The sequence below is a fragment of the Algoriphagus sp. oki45 genome, from assembly GCF_036245605.1.
Lineage (GTDB): Bacteria > Bacteroidota > Bacteroidia > Cytophagales > Cyclobacteriaceae > Algoriphagus.
The window spans coordinates 1,420,295-1,436,643 of record NZ_BTPC01000001.1 but is presented as its reverse complement, the minus strand read 5'-3'; the positions used below and the strand labels follow the sequence as shown (position 1 = coordinate 1,436,643).

Annotated in this window: 13 protein-coding genes; 4 read left to right on the top strand and 9 right to left on the bottom strand. The window is 41.2% G+C overall.

The window, feature by feature from the left end; all coding sequences use genetic code 11:
• Window positions 1-198 precede the first annotated feature (198 nt).
• From AAA942_RS06300 to AAA942_RS06265, 8 genes are all read right to left on the bottom strand, one after another.
• Window positions 199-1,464: a hypothetical protein gene (locus AAA942_RS06300; protein ID WP_338219392.1), complete on the bottom strand. Its 1,266-nt coding sequence runs from the start codon at window positions 1,462-1,464 to the stop codon at window positions 199-201.
• Window positions 1,465-1,466: 2 nt separating this feature from the next.
• Window positions 1,467-2,207, bottom strand: a complete 741-nt coding sequence (locus AAA942_RS06295; RefSeq protein ID WP_338219391.1) for a hypothetical protein — start codon at window positions 2,205-2,207, stop codon at window positions 1,467-1,469.
• Between the two features lie 130 nt (window positions 2,208-2,337).
• Entirely contained in the window at window positions 2,338-3,150 is an 813-nt protein-coding gene (locus AAA942_RS06290) for a hypothetical protein (protein WP_338219390.1), read from the bottom strand.
• 204 nt (window positions 3,151-3,354) lie between these two features.
• The gene (locus tag AAA942_RS06285) at window positions 3,355-5,037 is read right to left on the bottom strand and encodes an ATP-dependent nuclease (protein ID WP_338219389.1); all 1,683 of its coding nucleotides are present in this window, start codon (window positions 5,035-5,037) and stop codon (window positions 3,355-3,357) included.
• A 294-nt stretch (window positions 5,038-5,331) separates the two neighbouring features.
• Window positions 5,332-6,198: a cation diffusion facilitator family transporter gene (locus tag AAA942_RS06280; protein WP_338219388.1), complete on the bottom strand. Its 867-nt coding sequence runs from the start codon at window positions 6,196-6,198 to the stop codon at window positions 5,332-5,334.
• Between the two features lie 210 nt (window positions 6,199-6,408).
• Window positions 6,409-7,710, bottom strand: coding sequence for an APC family permease (locus AAA942_RS06275; protein ID WP_338219387.1), 1,302 nt, complete (start codon window positions 7,708-7,710; stop codon window positions 6,409-6,411).
• 76 nt (window positions 7,711-7,786) lie between these two features.
• Window positions 7,787-8,626, bottom strand: coding sequence for a metallophosphoesterase (locus tag AAA942_RS06270; RefSeq protein WP_338219386.1), 840 nt, complete (start codon window positions 8,624-8,626; stop codon window positions 7,787-7,789).
• 21 nt (window positions 8,627-8,647) lie between these two features.
• Window positions 8,648-11,224, bottom strand: a complete 2,577-nt coding sequence (locus tag AAA942_RS06265) for a cation-translocating P-type ATPase (protein ID WP_338219385.1) — start codon at window positions 11,222-11,224, stop codon at window positions 8,648-8,650.
• A gap of 212 nt (window positions 11,225-11,436) precedes the next feature.
• On the opposite strand from AAA942_RS06265, the gene AAA942_RS06260 reads away from it, so the two are divergent.
• The 3 genes from AAA942_RS06260 (at window position 11,437) to AAA942_RS06250 (ending at window position 13,916) form a co-directional block, all read left to right on the top strand.
• Window positions 11,437-11,637: a hypothetical protein gene (locus AAA942_RS06260; protein ID WP_338219384.1), complete on the top strand. Its 201-nt coding sequence runs from the start codon at window positions 11,437-11,439 to the stop codon at window positions 11,635-11,637.
• Window positions 11,638-11,694: 57 nt separating this feature from the next.
• Complete coding sequence (locus tag AAA942_RS06255; RefSeq protein WP_338219383.1) at window positions 11,695-12,858, top strand: hypothetical protein; 1,164 nt, start codon at window positions 11,695-11,697, stop codon at window positions 12,856-12,858.
• Between the two features lie 80 nt (window positions 12,859-12,938).
• Window positions 12,939-13,916: a hypothetical protein gene (locus tag AAA942_RS06250; RefSeq protein ID WP_338219382.1), complete on the top strand. Its 978-nt coding sequence runs from the start codon at window positions 12,939-12,941 to the stop codon at window positions 13,914-13,916.
• A gap of 8 nt (window positions 13,917-13,924) precedes the next feature.
• On the opposite strand, the gene AAA942_RS06245 is transcribed toward AAA942_RS06250, so the two are convergent.
• Window positions 13,925-14,461, bottom strand: coding sequence for a DUF4924 family protein (locus AAA942_RS06245; RefSeq protein WP_338219381.1), 537 nt, complete (start codon window positions 14,459-14,461; stop codon window positions 13,925-13,927).
• Window positions 14,462-14,717: 256 nt separating this feature from the next.
• On the opposite strand from AAA942_RS06245, the gene AAA942_RS06240 reads away from it, so the two are divergent.
• On the top strand, window positions 14,718-16,052 hold the full coding sequence (locus tag AAA942_RS06240) for an ATP-binding protein (protein WP_338219380.1): 1,335 nt from the start codon (window positions 14,718-14,720) through the stop codon (window positions 16,050-16,052).
• Window positions 16,053-16,349 lie beyond the last annotated feature (297 nt).

Below are 16,349 nucleotides of genomic sequence, written 5' to 3'. Positions count from 1 at the left end.
AGTTCTATTTGGCTTTACTACTCCCGGATGAGATTTTAGGGTTGAGCGAATTGCAAATTCTTAATGATATGAAGGCGTAGTTGCTCCCGTACAGCCGGGATACGCTTAGTCCTGACTGACTTTACTACTCCCAGTGGGGGATTTCAAACGGTCACCTACCAAATCAAGCTTTACTACTCCCAGAGGGGGTAGTAATATTTAATAGTCTAGCTTGTCGCATTGTAGGTCTATTGTAAGCACTTCATTGTTTACTAAAGAATCAATTTTTTTTACTCTGTCATACCTGTCAACAATTTCTTGGAGTTTTAAAGAATCTTCATTAGATATCCAATAATGTCCGCCTTTATTTTGGATTGCTGTAACCATTAACTCTCTAAATACTCCATAGTCAATTTTGGAGTTTTGTCTTTTTAAAGGTGAATAGGCATAACAGTCTGCCCTAAACTCATCTATCATATTTGGACCAAGATAAATATGGCTAAACTCGTGAAGAAATAAGAAATCAAGTGTGGAATTAATTGTAGCAATGATGTTATTATAGGCGGTTTCAATTTTGGGCTTTTGAACCCTTGCAAATCTTTTTCTTGTACTTTCCCTACTCGGCTGTTGTGGATAAAATAAGGCAATTAAATCGTCAATCCCTGATTGATTTCTAGCTTGCAATTGTGGGATATTCAAAAGTTGAACAGGTATGTCAAGTTTAAAGTCACTTCCTGCATAATCAAGTAGTAACAAAGCTTCTTGCGTAATAGCTTTAACTAAAATCGCTCGTACGAGAACTGAGGAGATTTTTACATTGCCATCAAAATTATTTAAGAATAATTTTGATGCGTCAAAATCTGCAGAAGGCTCTGATATTATCAATTTTGAGTGAATAATTTTTGACCTATAATTCTCTGGTAAAAAGGTTTTCACTTTTTCAAACCTTTCTTTAATAAGCATGGTTAGTTCTTTAGGTAACTCAGAAATAGTAAAGTTGGGATTATATCTTTTTGAATCGACTAAACTTGCAATTGAATTGTCAAAGAAAAATTCTTGTCTTGTTAGTTTACTTATAATAGACCCTTGCTTTGCCGCATTGGAAGAAAGGTTATGAGTAAATCCCTCTTTTTTAATTGGAATCTGAAGATATATTTTTGTATAGCTAAGATTTTTTTGATCTAAATAATCTTTAGCAATATAGAAATTCCAATTTATAAAATCTGAACTAAAACTTCCTTGTTCTTCCCCTTCTTCAACCAAATAGTAATCAAAAAGATTCCCATGAATTATTCTTTCGTCTTTATTGTAGGGTTCTGTTTGAAAAATATAAATCGGTCCAAGCTGCTTTAAAACAAGGCGATTATACCAACTGTTAATGCTATCAAGTTTTTCTAACGTAGCTTCATTAGAACCTTCTTGAGGCTTGGTAGAAATACAAGCAGATAAAGATGTAATGGCCAAAATTAGCACAAAATATTTCATGTTTATTTTGTGCCAATTTGCAGTTTTTCAATATCTACTGGCTTAGCAGGTTTAATCGAAATTTCAACATCTCCTGCTGCACTTGTTTGCAAACTGATTTCTTCAGGTTTATAGAAAACAAATAAACCATCTTTCAAAGTCACTTTTATTTCATCCTTGCGACCGCTGGTCCAATTTATATTAGCATCTGCACCTATAATTCTATCTATTTCAGCTTTTAGACTAGCATCATTCTTTACATCTTTTGTTGTCTGAATAAAAATTTCTGTTGCGGTAACAGATTCTCTAACGATGAAGTACCTGGGGCTTTGCAATCCGAATAATTTAATGTCATCCGTAATTCTTTTTTTCATTTCTGCATAATGTGGCCTCAAATCAGCATCACTTATTTTATAAATTTGTGCATCCTTTAATTTGAAGTTAAAATTTGAAACTTTATTTGAATTTAATTCCCCATTCGCATTTACCACAGAATTGTTTGAAATAAAAGATAACATAGTTCCAATTTTCATTGTTTTCGTTTTTTCCTTTTCAGGAATAACAATACTAGAAGACTGTGGATTAATCGGTAAGTATTCAACCAAATAGTCTGTTTTATTGTCATTACTTAAGCGGTAAATTCTACCAGGTTTGTCAACAGCATTCGGAGCGTCATATAATTTGAAGCCTGGTAAGATTTCTGTCGGTTTGCAAGACCAAAATGAGCAAGTCAGTACAATTGCTAATAATGTTATTTTTTTCATGATGTTTGTTTTTTGTGATTTTATTTAATGTAATTAATTCTCTTAAAATATTACCAATAACTTTTTTGCCGCTTTGCGAAGTCTGGGCTTTTCTACTTCCAGTGGGGGCTTTCTACTCGATTAGCCTCAGTTATTTTTCTTTTTTGCTTTCGTGAAATGTTTTACCACGTTCAATTTCACGTCTAATTATGGTGCGAGGAACAGCTCCTTTTTCAGAAAGGATACTCATAATAATTTCTTCAGGTAGTTCTTGTTCAAGTAAATTTTGTATTTGTACCCTTAATTCACTCAAACTCATTCTATCAGGCTCTCTTCTTAAAATTTCATTTTCTGTAAAAATAATTTGTCTTTCGTTAGTTGATTCAATATTACGAAGACGCTTGTCAAGTTGCCGGACAGTCGACAAAACATCCAACATTATGTCGTTATCTTTACGTTTTGTTACGACCTCAGTTTCTGGGGTGTTTGTCAAAATATCTTGAAAATCAGTCTCAAACTGCGCCCAATACGTTTCAAATACTTTTAATAAAATTGATTCTTTTAGAGCATGTTCTTTAAGAGATAAATTAATTGTTCTTACAAGTTCCCAAACGCTATCACGGGTTGGGAATGTGTGATTGAATTGGGCTAGTGGATTTTCTAAATCTGTTGGTGCTAAATCAATTAAAAAAGTACAAACTCGGTTTGAGGATAATCCTTTTGCTAATGCTCCGGATTCAAATAATATCCATGGCTTGTTCTTATTTTCTTTTGTTAAGCATACTATACCAATACTTGTATTCGCCAATTGGTCTGTTATTTCCGTAAACCATAATGCGCCTCTATCAATATCCTTTGAGGACATCCAAGGATTAACGGCTTGAATTACACATTGAATCCAATTGTCAAGCAGTTCTGCTACTCGTTTACTTCGGTCTCCTGACCAACTAATAAATACCTTCATATTTTTTATGTTTTAAAGAGTTTTAGTGTTTGTCTGTCATAATTGTGGCTAACGTTTCGCGTATATGACTTTTGGCGGTTTTCGGAGGCCTTTATTGTCGGTTTGCAAAAAACAAATATAAAAGTACAAAACTAAAATTTGCCACTTTATCCGCCATAAATTATATAAGCTGTTACTGGCTTCCATTTCTTTTGTCCTTATTTTTCAAATGAATTGTGATACAAATTGTCTCGCTTGTTCAAGTTCAATGTCAGTCTTTAAATCCTTTGTCAAAACTTCACTAACCCATTTAGGCCCGTGATTACCTACGCTTTTTACAAAACTTTCTAATTCTCCGACTTCTAAAATTAGAAACCCTTTTTCTTTGAGCTTTACTTGTAATCGCTCAAAGGCTTTAGTAGCATTTCCACTAGGAATATAGGATTTACCAACCTCTTTTGCTTCTGACCAAGCCGATGCCTTCTTTAATGCTCGCTGAATTTCATTTATTTTCTCTTTTGGGAATATCCTTTCTGTTGTACTTTTAAATGTAGCCTCGATTTCTCTCTTAATGTCAACAGTTAAAAATTCAGGTCGCTTTTGTTCGATTTCCTTTTTAACAATCTTCCAATCACTTTCTATATCAGACCAAATGCCACCTAAATCTTCAAAAATCTCCTTTATAGGATTTATGTCATTTAGCACATCAAAGTCGGAAACAACTTTAATTGGAACATTGAGCTTTGTTAAAGCTTTTATGGCTGTTGGTATTCTGTGTTTGCCTCCACAATGAATGAATAAAATATCAGGACCAATTGAAGCAGTGTTGTCAAATTGAGCAGATAATACAGCTGAAAAAAACCTGCAATCTGAATCACTTTCACAGATAACTACTTTCGAATGGAACAATCCGTCTAATACATTTGAATGCCTTAAAAGTGAATCGTTCCAAATACTATCAATGTCTGAACTTGTTAATGAGCTAACCTTATTAATTGAACCGTCTCGTTGAATACGGATAATTCTTAAATTACTATTATTAGCATCTAGTAACCCTTTCAAAAAATCTTCACTATGTGTTGCTAAAAATAATTGCCTTGCAGACGGTAAATCCTTTGCAAGCATTTTACCCAAAAGTCTAGCTTGAGGTGGGTGCAAAAAAGCTTCTGGTTCATCAATAAATAAAATAGAATGGTTAGAAATAAACGCATTCAAGAGAACCCCGACAAAGCTTCGCATACCATCGCCTTGTTCATGCAGTAAGTCAAGTTTCTCTAATTCAATTAAATAAGAAGAGGATACTCTGTCCTCTCCTGTTTTAGGAATTGGTTTTTCTCCAATATAGAGTGGAACCTCACTGCCTGCATTTCTATGAACTATTAAATCCGTGCCAAATGCTTGTCTGAAATAATCACTAAATCTTTTTTCAAGTTGGTCATCCTTTTGAAGATAGTGAATTGGATGCTGCATTGCTTCAGTTGTAAGTTTTATATTATTAGCTGGGTTTGCAGCCCTTATCCTATCTTCAGTAGTTAGACTATTCATAAAGAGTGAAGAAAGTTCTCCGACTCCTTTTGTATGATTAGAAAAATTATTTTTTGCTGTCTGCTCCCAAATAGTAAAACCAAAACCTTTGTAAAGTATTTGACTAGGATTGTCAAAGTTTTTTGATGCTGCCTTATTCAATAATTCAAATAATTCTGTTTCATCTCCTTCTTTTCCTATTGAAATATCTTTCAAGACTTTTCCTCTATTTGTTTTAGCCTTAATCAGTGTTGCTGCTTCTTTTAAAGAAGCACTTTTTCCAGCATTATTTGGGCCAACGAAAACAACTATGTCATCCTTTTCAAATTGAAGGGTTGTATCGTCGCTAAATTTTATTTCATTTATCCAAATTCTTGTTGCCATTTTAACTGTAGGTTGCCATTCTTTTAGTTGTCTTACAGGGTTGCCAGTAACGTTTGTGTTTTCGCAACTTATTGCGCAAGGCATGCCTATTTGGATGCCTTACGCAGTAAGTTGCGGGTATTTTTCAATTATTTCCCGTTTTCAGATTTCCAAGGTCTTGGGTTTTCGGATCTTGAGAAGCCAAAAATCGCCGAGTTGGGCCTTTTCCCTAAAAATCTCTTTCAAGATTAGTTTGGACGGCTTTTTCTCCAAATCCCCTCAAAAAAATATCCCAATTGTCTTCCGAATTTCTTTTTAGCTCGGCTCGATATGGATCAGTACATGCCCGAGTTGGGGGATTTCCCGGCGCAGAGTATCCTTCAGCAAGTGGGCGATATCGTGGCCTTCGCGTACGGTTTGCCTTCCGTCTACCGTGGCATGCAGGTCCACATGGTATTTCATCCCGGCCTTGCGGATAAAGCATTTTTCGGTTCCTTTTACCCCCGGCACAGTCAGAGAAACTTCCCGAATCTCGGCAATCAGTTCCTCGTGGTTGTTTTCATCCATCACTTCTCCCAAGGCGGGGCGGAAGATTCCGTAGCAGTTGTACAGGATAAACCCACAGGCAATCAGGGCGGCATAGTCGTCGGCCACCTCAAAGCCCGGTCCTCCAAACAGGGCGATGGATATCCCCACAAATGCCGCCACAGAGGTGATGGCATCGGAGCGATGATGCCAGGCCTCGGCTTTCAAGGCCGAGCTTTTCAGCTTTTTGCTTCTTCTCAGGACGACCTGATAGGAAATCTCCTTCCAGATGATGATCGCTCCCAAGACCAGGAGCGTCCAGCTTTCCGGGAGTTCGTGGGGAGTTTGGATGTTTTCGATCGACTGTGTGGCAATGGTGATGGCTGAGAAGATTAGAAATCCCACCACCAAAAAGGTGACCAAAGGCTCGATCTTTCCGTGTCCGTAGGGATGGTTTTCATCTGCGGGCCGGTTGGCATATCGCATCCCGAGCAGAACCAGCAGGGAGGAAAAGATATCCACAGTGGACTCGATGGCATCGGCGATCAAGGCATAGGAATTGCCAAAAATCCCGGCTAGAAACTTGATGACAGCCAAAGCCACATTGCCCAAAAGGCTAAAAATGACGGTTCGGATGGCGAGCTGAGGAGTTGGCATGGGTTAAAAGTAGGAATTTTACGATTTATGATTTACGAATTACGATTTACGAGGGGCAGAGGAACTTCATCCACCGTTTTCAAGAGTTTGCTTTTATGGGAAATGGATATTTAGAAAAAGTTTGTGTTCTTGATTTGAATGAAATGCTACCTTTTGGAAATGTATCGTTTCTTGATCCAAAATCCGAAATCCGAAATCCGAAATCCCAAATCAAGCTGCTCTTTTTCCCAACCAATAAAGCCCAGTCCCAATTCCCACCAAAATAGCGGTCAGCCAAACCGAGGTAAAACTCACCTGCAGCATCAGCCATAGGCAGGCCAAAATCCCCAAAACGGGAACCAAATAACCGCCCCAGAGAATAAACCTTCCTGCGGATCGGAATCTTGGTCGCAGCTTGGGTACGGCCGCACAGGTCATGATAAAGAGGAAAAGCCGGGAAAGCACGGTCATGGCCGCCAAAAAGCGGAAAGAACCCATAGCACTGAGTGCAAAGGCGGCAATTCCGAAAAAGATCACCGAGTTGGCCGGAGTCAAAAAGCGGGAGTGAACTTCCCCAAACCAGCGGGGAAGGGAGTTTTCCAATGCCAAGGCATAAGTCACTCGAGTGGCTGAAAACATGGAACTGACCAAATTGGCCAAGACCGAAGTGGCCACGCCGACCATCAGAATCACAGCGCCGGTTTGTCCGAAGAGTTGGGAGGAGGCATCGAGTAGGGGAGCGGTGGATTCAGCCAGATTGGGCACGGCGGCCTGAGCGACCAATTGCACCAAAATATAAATCAAAGCCACCACGCCCAATCCAAGCAGTAGGCCCAAAGGCATATCCCGCTCGGGGCGCTTGGCTTCTCCGGCAGGCACAACGGCTCCCTCAAAACCCACAAAGGCATAAATGAGAAGCAAGGCGGCTTTTCCCAAATCGGAACCCGAGGGAAGCGGAGCATCGAGAGTGGGAATGACCTCCAGTCCCAAACTGGAAAATCCTCCGATCACCAACCCTATAAGCACTCCAAACTTGATGATGGTGAAAAGGGTCATGGAGCGGATGGATTCCATGGAACCCAAAATATTGATTCCAGCCAAGAATAAGCAGGTCAAAGCCAAGGAAATCAACCTTCCCGTACCGGAGTCCGCGATAGGGAAAAAGTAAGCAATGCTGTCCGTGAGTAAGACGGTATTGGCAGAAAAGGAAATCAAACGGGCCAGGTAATACAGCCAGCCTCCCTGAAAGCCGATGAAAGAACCGAAGGCCTCTTTTCCATAGCGGATCGGTCCTCCTGTACCCCGGAAATAGCTCCCGACCTCCGCAAAGGATAAAATCACGGGAAGCATAAGCAGGGCACAAAAGATGTAGACAAAGACGCTGTATTCCCCGGCTAGGGCGTAGGCACCGCTTGGAAGTCCAAAGATACCCGCCCCAATCAAGCCATTGACCACCAGCATCCAGACACCCCAAAGCCCGAGATTACGGGGTAATTTTTCTGATTTTTCTTCCGTTTGGCCGGTTGAGGTCATAGGTTGGGGGTTAGATTTTGAGGGCTGGGAGGGGAAGATAAGGAGTTTGTGGGAAGGAGAAAATGAAATTCTTGCCTTAGGCCTGTCTAAGGGTGAAGAGGGTGATTTCGGGACGGACATTGAATCGGATGGGGACCAGATGGCCCAAGGCCCGGTTGATGTAAAGGGTTCGGTCCGAGTCTACCTCGATTTTTCCTTGGTTGTATTTTCTGTTCTTTACCGGTAGGATAGGGGCAGGAAGAAAAGGGGGCTTTACTTGACCCCCATGAGTATGGCCTGAGAGTATCCATCCCTGATAGCCATTCCATATGGGTAAATCACAGGCATCCGGATTATGGCAAAGGACAAGATTGGCTTGGCTAGGGTCTAGGGAAGCCATCAGATTTTCAGGGCCAAAATTCAGTCCCCATAAATCCTCAAACCCATAAATAATCAAGCCTTCGGATTCGGTTTTTTGGTCACGGAGTACCTGAATTCCGGATTTTTCCAGGATTTCTGTGGTAGTATCGGACACTTCCTGCATAGACCATCCATGCCCGTAGTCATGATTTCCCAAAACGCCAAAAGTACCTAATCTGCCTTTCACGGCTGATTTGATCACTTTTTGAAGTTGGGAGTATTGCTCTTCATTTTCAAAGTGCGTGTAATCCCCTGTGTAGACTACCCAATCGGGATGCAAGGATTTGGCTTTTTCAAAAGAATCCAAGAGATGCTGATGGGGAAAGCGGTTGCCGACGTGGATATCGCTGATCTGCATCAGGGTTTTGCCGATATGCTCTTGGGGAAGGTTTTTAATCGGCATGTCCACCTGGACAAATTCCAACCAAAAGGGTTCGATTTGCCAAGTATACAGGCCTCCCAATCCAATAGCGGCACCGACACCTAATCCGGCTTTGAGAAAGGTTCTTCTTTTCATTTATGCCTAAACTAAATGGAATTAGTGTTTCAAAATTTTCTTTCTAATAATTTTCTCCAACTCCACCGCATGAAAAACAATTAAGGCCATACCGAAGGAGAATAGCAATTCCTGTAGATCCAAAGGCTCAGTTCGGAAGATCGGATTCAAAAAAGGAAGATAAATCACCCCCATTTGCAAAAGAAAAGTGGATCCTACCGCGAGAAGCAAGGGCTTATTACTCAGAAAACCCTGCTGAAAAAGCAGCGTTCGGTCACTCCGTACCGCCATTACATGCCCGAGTTGGGAAAAAGCCAAGACTGAAAAGACCATGGTCTGCCAGTGCCAACCCTGCCGGATTGCCCAGTATTGGGTAAAGAGAGTCACTCCAGCCATTAGCATCCCTACCCAGACGATATGATAGCCAACTCCGTTGGCAAAGAGACTTTGCTTGGGAGGTCGGGGAGGCTGCTTCATAATGTCCTTTTCGGACCGCTCACTGGCTAGAGCCAAAGCCGGTAATCCATCCGTGACCAGATTGATCCAAAGGATATGGATAGGCAAAAGTGGATTGGGAAAACCGAGAAAAGGAGCCAGCCCGATGGTCCAGATTTCCGCTCCATTGCAAGTCATGATGTACTTGATGAATTTGACGATGTTGTCGTAGATTCTGCGTCCCTCTTTCACTGCCCGGACGATGGTGGAGAAGTTGTCATCCAGCAATATCAGGTGAGCGGCTTCCTTGCTCACGTCCGTCCCTGCAATTCCCATGGCTACCCCGATATTGGCGGCTTTGAGGGAAGGGGCGTCGTTCACTCCATCTCCGGTCATGGCGGCAAAATGTCCTTTTTGCTGAAGTGCTTTTACGATCCGGAGCTTTTGCTCTGGCGCCACCCGGGCGTAAACGCTCACATTTTCCACCTGATTGGCAAAGTCCTCGTCGGACAAATTTCCCAGTTCAGCCCCGGTGATGACGCCGTCTCCCTTTTTCCAGATTCCCACTGCTTTTGCAATCGCCTGGGCAGTGGCCGGATGATCTCCGGTGATCATCACAGGATGAATTCCGGCGGTCCTGCATTCGGAAATAGCCGTTTTCACTTCTTCACGGGGTGGATCGATCATCCCCACTTTTCCATAATAGTCCAGTTCAGATTCCAAATTGATCCACTCGGACTCATCGGGAAGACGATCCAAGATTTTTCCTGCGAAAGCCAAAACCCGCTCGCCCTTTTTTGCCCAAGTTTCAGCACTTTCCTGGAGTTGGAGGCTTTGCTCTTTTTTCTTCAAAATCGAAGAAATCGCCTCCGGAGCTCCTTTGCACAGCATCAAAATCTGCTCACCGGCCTGATGAAAAGTGCTCATTCGCTTGCGGGAAGAGTCAAAAGGTACTTCTCCGATTCGGGGGAAGCTTTGGATTAGACTTTGGTACTGTTCCTTTGTGAGCTCCTGCAGCATTCGCTCCACCAAAGCCACCTCGGTGGATTCCCCTTCCGGCCGGCCTTTTTTGTCCAAATGGACATCGTGACAGAGTCCCAAGCCGAGTTGGAGGTTGGAATACTCGGCGGAAATCGGAGTGTGATGAAAAGCATCCACTTCCGTAACCGTCATTTTGTTTTGGGTCAGCGTGCCGGTCTTGTCGGTGCAGATATAGGTGACCGAACCCAAACTTTCCACTGCGGGAAGCTTTCGGATCAAGGCTTTCTTTTTGGCCAACCGTCCTGCACCCAACGAAAGGGCAATGGTAATCAGAGCGGGCAAAGCCTCTGGAATGGCCGCCACCGCCAAACTCACGGACAGCAAAAGCACAGGAAAAATCTCCTCACCTCTTGCGATTCCCGCAATGAAAAGAGCGGCACAGATCCCCAAAATGATGACTGAAATCAACTTTCCAAATCGCTGCATGCGCTGCTGCAGGGGAGTCAGGGGTGGGTTTTCCTGAAGCATGCTGGCGATTTTTCCGATTTGGGTTTTCATTCCTGTGGCCACCACCAGTCCGGTAGCCCGTCCATTGGTGACCAGAGTGCCCTTAAAGGCCATGTTTAGCTGATCTCCGGGATTGAGGTTTTCTCCTTCCAATACCCCTGTTTGCTTGTCGATGGGGACGGATTCTCCGGTAAGGGAGGATTCGTCGACTTTCAGGGAAAAGGTCTCGATAAGGCGAAGATCAGCCGGGACCATATTTCCCGCTTCCAAGGCGACTACATCACCGGGCACCAAATCCCGGGAAGGCACTGCAGCGAGTTGACCATCCCGAAAGACCTTGGTCTGCGTTTCAGTCAGTTTTTTGAGGGAGTCCATGGCCTTTTCGGCCCGGTATTCCTGGACAAATCCCAATACGGCATTAAGTACAATAATGACTAGGATGATGATGGTATCGGTCAGGTCTCCTACAATGCCTGAGATGATAGCTGCCGCTGCCAAAATCAGGATCATAAAGTCCTTGAATTGGCCCAAAAAGAGGAGCCAAGCCGGTTTTTTCTTTTTCTCTTGGAGGGCATTGGGACCGAATTCTTCCAGTCTTTTTTGGGATTCGGAGGAGGATAGGCCTAGGTTTTGGGATTTAAGTTCCGAAAATAGTTCAGTTGTATTTTTTTGGTAAAAGTGAACGTCCAAGGCCATAATTGAAGTAACAGATAACTAAGGGAATTTCCAATTTTTAGTTTAATAAGAGCTCAGATTCTAAAATTTAATTTGCCCCTCAAAAAAATATTAGAATAATGACTTGATTATCAATTAATTATAAAATTTATCTGCCTAAATATTGACATTGTTTTTTTTTTTTTTTGATTCGACTCGTAGTTATCTTATTTCATTATTTAAACACAATTAACATGAAAAAATTAATTTTAGCTGGGATTGCGCTTGGTTTGATTTTTGTCGCCAGCGGGAGCCAAACGAATGAAATCCAAGCTGGGCCATTTTTGAAGCAAGGGCATTGGGTAAGTTTATCAAATGGAGGTGCAGAGTGCATGACTCATTGGTGGAATAATGATTGTAAAGTTGGTGATACCCGTCCTCCAGGGAATCAATAACAAATTGAACGCGCCAGTCAGTTTGCCTGGCGCTTCTTAATGTTCATAATATTTATAATGAAAAAGAGTATTTTAATTATTGTTTTTATAGGGAGTCTTTCCAATGCGTGCGATTTATCCTCAAAAGGGGAAGAAGGCTGTGATTTTCAGAGTCAAATCTTTAAACAAGACTCCCCGCTTGAAATATCTGCCCTAGCTCCGGAAGACTTTGGTGGTTCTCCGATTGATTTTTTCCTTTTTCAGGACACCTTGGCCTACATTCTTGCAGAGAAGCCAAAAAATAAGCTCTTCATCCTGAACACCAACGAAAAAAAATTTGTAGGAAAGGTGGATTTGGACCCCAATTTTATCGAGTATCCCTCAGGGATTCATGTGATTTCACCGGATAGTATTTTAATTAGTGATCAGTTGGTACCTGTTATATTTTTGATTTCTGGAAATGGAGAAATTTTGGATTCCTATAATCTCTACCGGGAAAATCTCTGGGAAATGCCTCAAGAGGGCTTTTCCAATTTCTCTTTTTATTTTGGATATGGAAAGACATTCGTGTTTCTCCCTGACAGGAATAGCATTGTTTTCCCTCTGAAGCAGTTAGACTTATGGTATTTTGTTCAGGAAAAGAAAAACTTCCCGACTTTTGGCGAGTATAGCTTAGTTGAAAAAGAGTTCAAAGGCCTTTATGGGAATTATCCCGGAGTGTATGGATCGGATCAAAATCATTTATTGCCTTTTTATCTAAGTCATCCCGTGATGGAAGTGGCCAATGAACGAGTGATAATTAGCTATCCTCTCGATCCCAACCTTTATATCTATGATTTGAATGGAACGCTCTTGGATCAAAAGTGTAGTTCAATTTCTGAATTGGACTTGGGGAAACCTTTAGAGTATATGATGGATGATTATGATACCGAGGGAGTAATTAATTATCACAAAAGTAACTCGTACTTCGGAAGCTTCTTTTATGTAAAAAGTAAAAATAAGTTCGTCAGGATGTTTTTGGAATGTGTCAAAGGAGGAGACGAAATCTGCAAATACAAAAAGCTTTACGCGCTCATTTTTGACCAAAATTTAGATTTGGAGTCCGTCAAGGAACTTCCATCAGAATATAGTTCAAATTACTTCATGTATCAGACGGGATTTAATCAAGGCTTCCTTTCCAAAACTTCCCAATTAACAAGCGATGATCTATTTTCGCTTTCCGACTATTTTATAGTTGATTAAATTCCATTAAATCTATGTGGACAAAATCGTTTTTTATCCTCCTGGTTAGCTTAAGCTTGAGTACTTCTGATTTCAAAACAATGGCTCAGAATTTCCAGAAGCCTATCGAGCTTTCTTTGGGCAATCTTTTTTATGGAAATGATAACGTGGTTCTGATTAAGCTTTTCTGGCTAAATCAAGATGAAATCATTGGCTATCGGTATGAAAATGACATTCCAAAAGATTTGGTTTTGCTCAATCGACAAAGGCTAATCAAGGATAGTCTGAGTATCAATTCCCTTTTTTTGGAAGGATATAATTCCAGTTCTAAGAATTTCATTTCCATTCAAGGGCTTATTCAGACAGGTGACCATGAGGCGATTGTGCTGCATAATTTCGGCAGCACAAAGTTTGAAGTAAAAAATGAGAGAATTCAAATTCTGTCGCAAACTCTCCCTAGGTCTAAACCGGATATTTCCGAAAAATATTTCAAGGGATATGAACTGGTCCATTTGGACGGATTTACACTTGGATATCGTGCCGAGATGAAAAAGTGGATTACCGATGCGGACTATTGGGTTTACAATTGGAGTACAGGAAAATTTGCACTCTATGAAGATTCCAAACATTCCGAGGTGACTAAGAATCGGTATTGGGATAGAAAAAAAGATCCTGAAACTCAAAGTACCTATACCCATTTCCTCTACAATGTCGTCCAAACGAAAGAAGGCTTTTTATTTAATCTTCCTCTGAAAAATAGATTTGTAAGATACAATGCCGAAACCAACCAAATGCAGGGATATACTTTCCCGGACCTGAAAAAAAGCGGCCAAGCTTGGTTTGCTTTTTATGATCGGGTTTGGAGTCGGTTCTTTGCTGTGCTTGATTCAGGCAATGAGTACAACATTTATAGTCTGGATGATCAAACTAACTCTTTTTCAAAATTGACGACTTCTGATCATCAGCCTCTCGGCTTTGTAGGAGGAAAGTGCTATTTCAGGGAGTTTACTTTCAAAGAGAGGCGGAAAGACTACTATTTTGACCATTATCTGGTAGATCTCTTTCCAAAATTGGATTAAGGAATCCTTCAATTCCGCTCCACCATATCCTGCTGATAAGCCAGATTCAAAAAGCTTAACACCTCTCCAAAACTTTCGGCAGCTTTGAGTTGCTCCTCAGAAATCTTCTTTCCCAATAATCGACAAAGAAGCAGGCCATAGACCCCGTTGAGGCATATTTGGATTTCGTTACCGGGATTTTCCCCGTTGGCAGCCAAGATGGATTCCAAGATATGAGGCTTGGCTTGATGGTAGGTTTCGAAATAGGATTTATCGGTTTTCACTAATCGGTAGTGGAGTTTCAGGAGCTGATCCACCAGTTGATTGAGTTCGCTGAGATGGCCTTTTTCGAGAATTGCCTCTTTTTTCATTTTCCCGGCTAGCCCCTCAAACCAGGCGGTGATCTCTTCTTTTTCCTTTTCCCCAACCGGATAGTGAGCCACTACATACTGTCGGATTTCTTCCATATTTCCTTGAAACGACCGGATCAAATCCTCCATTTGGTACATGTAGATCAGGTATTCTCCTATGTTTTGAGACTTTTTCTTTTCGGCAACAGATTGCATGGGAAATGGGTTGATGAGGAGGCAAAGGTAGGGAAGAGTGGAAATACAATAGAAATACAGTAGAAACAAACCTCGCTTCGCGAGGAAGAATAGGGCAGGTTTTTCCTTTTTTGCAATGATTTTTGAATTGGTGTATCTCTTTGTTACAAGCTTTTAGAAGAGTTACCTCCTCTTTGTTACAAAAGTTAGATATAATTACCTCCTCTTTATTACAAAGAAATTTTAATTTTACCTCCTCTTTATTACAATTCATCAAATGATTGAAAGAAAGGCTTTGGTAAAATTGCGGTTATGGAAGGCCTCGGCTAATCGAAAGCCTTTAATTCTGAGAGGTGCTCGGCAAGTAGGTAAGACTACTTTGATAAGAGAGTTTGGAAAGGAGTTTTCAAACTTTATCGAAGTGAACCTGGAGCGTCAACAAGAGGCAAGATTGTTTGAATTGGACACAACGGAGCAAATTTTGAATGCAATTTTTCTTCAGAAAAATATTCAGTTAGAAAAAGGCTCTACACTCCTTTTCATCGATGAAATTCAGGAAAGCCCAAAAGCGATTGCCCAACTCCGCTACTTTTTGGAAGATCAGCCGGACTTATTTGTGATTGCCGCCGGTTCACTTCTGGAGTTTGCTTTAGCAAAAGTTCCCAGCTTTCCTGTGGGAAGAGTGGATTACCTTTACCTCCATCCATTGAACTTTGAAGAATACCTGTCTGCTATGGGACAACCCCAGGCATTGGATGCTTTAAAGCAAGTTCCTGTTCAAGAATATGCCCATGAGATTTTGAAAAGGCATTTTCACGAATATGCTTTGCTTGGGGGGATGCCTGCTCTGGTATTTCGCTATGCTTCAAATTCAAATTTGGCTAATCTTTCCACTGAGTACCAAAAGCTTTGGCAGGCATACAAAGACGATGTTGAAAAATATGCCCGAAATGAATCCGAGAAGCGAATAATTCGCCATGTGATCCAAACTGCTCCATTTGAGTTGGATCGAATTAAGTTTGAAGGTTTTGGTAATTCCAATTACAGAAGCAGAGAAGTAGGTGAGGCGCTGAGGGCTTTGGATTTGGCACGAGTGATACGATTGATTTACCCTACTACAAGTGTTTCAATTCCGTTGATAGTTGACTATAAGAAGCGCCCGAGGCTACAATTCCTAGATACGGGTATTTGGAATCATGCTATGGGAATTCAGGTTGAATTAATTCAAGTCAAAGATTTGGATGAAGTCCATAAGGGGAGAATCATTCAGCACCTCGTGGCACAGGAGATTGAGTCCATTTTTGAAGATTTTAACTTCCAAAGTCATTTTTGGGTAAGACAGGAAAAGGACACTAGTTCTGAGGTGGACCTGGTTTTTCCGTTCAAAAAATACCTGATTCCCATAGAAGTAAAGTCAGGAAGTACAGGGAGTCTTCGTTCGTTGCATCAATTTATGGACCGTTGTGGCCATCCTTATGCAGTAAGATTTTATGGAGGTCATTTCAAAATCGAACAAGCCAAAACAGTCAAGGGAACACCATTTACATTGTTTAACCTGCCCTATTATTTAGGAAGTCAGCTGCTTAACTTTTTGAATAAACAGGTGGTTTAAGATCGAAATAAAGCAAAAGTGGGATACTGAGATGGTGGTAATACAGTAGAAATAAACCTCGCTGGGCCAGGTGAAATAGAGTTTGTGGGGATATTATATCGCCGAAGGCGTATTTCATTTGCGAAGCAAAAGTTATTTCAAGTGTATTTCGATTCAGATTATCGGGTGGTTGGCGTATTTCATTTTGCGAAGCAAAATGTGTTTCCATGGTATTTCTACAGTATTTCCATTGTATTCAACAAAGTGTAAACCTGATGAAAGCCTATTTCAAATTCCCTGTCAATAAAACCCTCTTTT

Excerpts from the sequence above, each read along its gene's own strand:
- AAA942_RS06290 (WP_338219390.1), bottom strand. The coding sequence starts at position 3,150 with ATGAAGGTATTTATTAGTTGGTCAGGAGACCGAAGTAAACGAGTAGCA.
- AAA942_RS06265 (WP_338219385.1), bottom strand. The coding sequence starts at position 11,224 with ATGGCCTTGGACGTTCACTTTTACCAAAAAAATACAACTGAACTATTT.
- AAA942_RS06245 (WP_338219381.1), bottom strand. The coding sequence starts at position 14,461 with ATGCAATCTGTTGCCGAAAAGAAAAAGTCTCAAAACATAGGAGAATAC.
- AAA942_RS06275 (WP_338219387.1), bottom strand. The coding sequence starts at position 7,710 with ATGACCTCAACCGGCCAAACGGAAGAAAAATCAGAAAAATTACCCCGT.
- AAA942_RS06255 (WP_338219383.1), top strand. The coding sequence starts at position 11,695 with ATGAAAAAGAGTATTTTAATTATTGTTTTTATAGGGAGTCTTTCCAAT.
- AAA942_RS06285 (WP_338219389.1), bottom strand. The coding sequence starts at position 5,037 with ATGGCAACAAGAATTTGGATAAATGAAATAAAATTTAGCGACGATACA.
- AAA942_RS06295 (WP_338219391.1), bottom strand. The coding sequence starts at position 2,207 with ATGAAAAAAATAACATTATTAGCAATTGTACTGACTTGCTCATTTTGG.
- AAA942_RS06250 (WP_338219382.1), top strand. The coding sequence starts at position 12,939 with ATGGCTCAGAATTTCCAGAAGCCTATCGAGCTTTCTTTGGGCAATCTT.
- AAA942_RS06240 (WP_338219380.1), top strand. The coding sequence starts at position 14,718 with ATGATTGAAAGAAAGGCTTTGGTAAAATTGCGGTTATGGAAGGCCTCG.
- AAA942_RS06260 (WP_338219384.1), top strand. The coding sequence starts at position 11,437 with ATGAAAAAATTAATTTTAGCTGGGATTGCGCTTGGTTTGATTTTTGTC.
- AAA942_RS06280 (WP_338219388.1), bottom strand. The coding sequence starts at position 6,198 with ATGCCAACTCCTCAGCTCGCCATCCGAACCGTCATTTTTAGCCTTTTG.
- AAA942_RS06300 (WP_338219392.1), bottom strand. The coding sequence starts at position 1,464 with ATGAAATATTTTGTGCTAATTTTGGCCATTACATCTTTATCTGCTTGT.
- AAA942_RS06270 (WP_338219386.1), bottom strand. The coding sequence starts at position 8,626 with ATGAAAAGAAGAACCTTTCTCAAAGCCGGATTAGGTGTCGGTGCCGCT.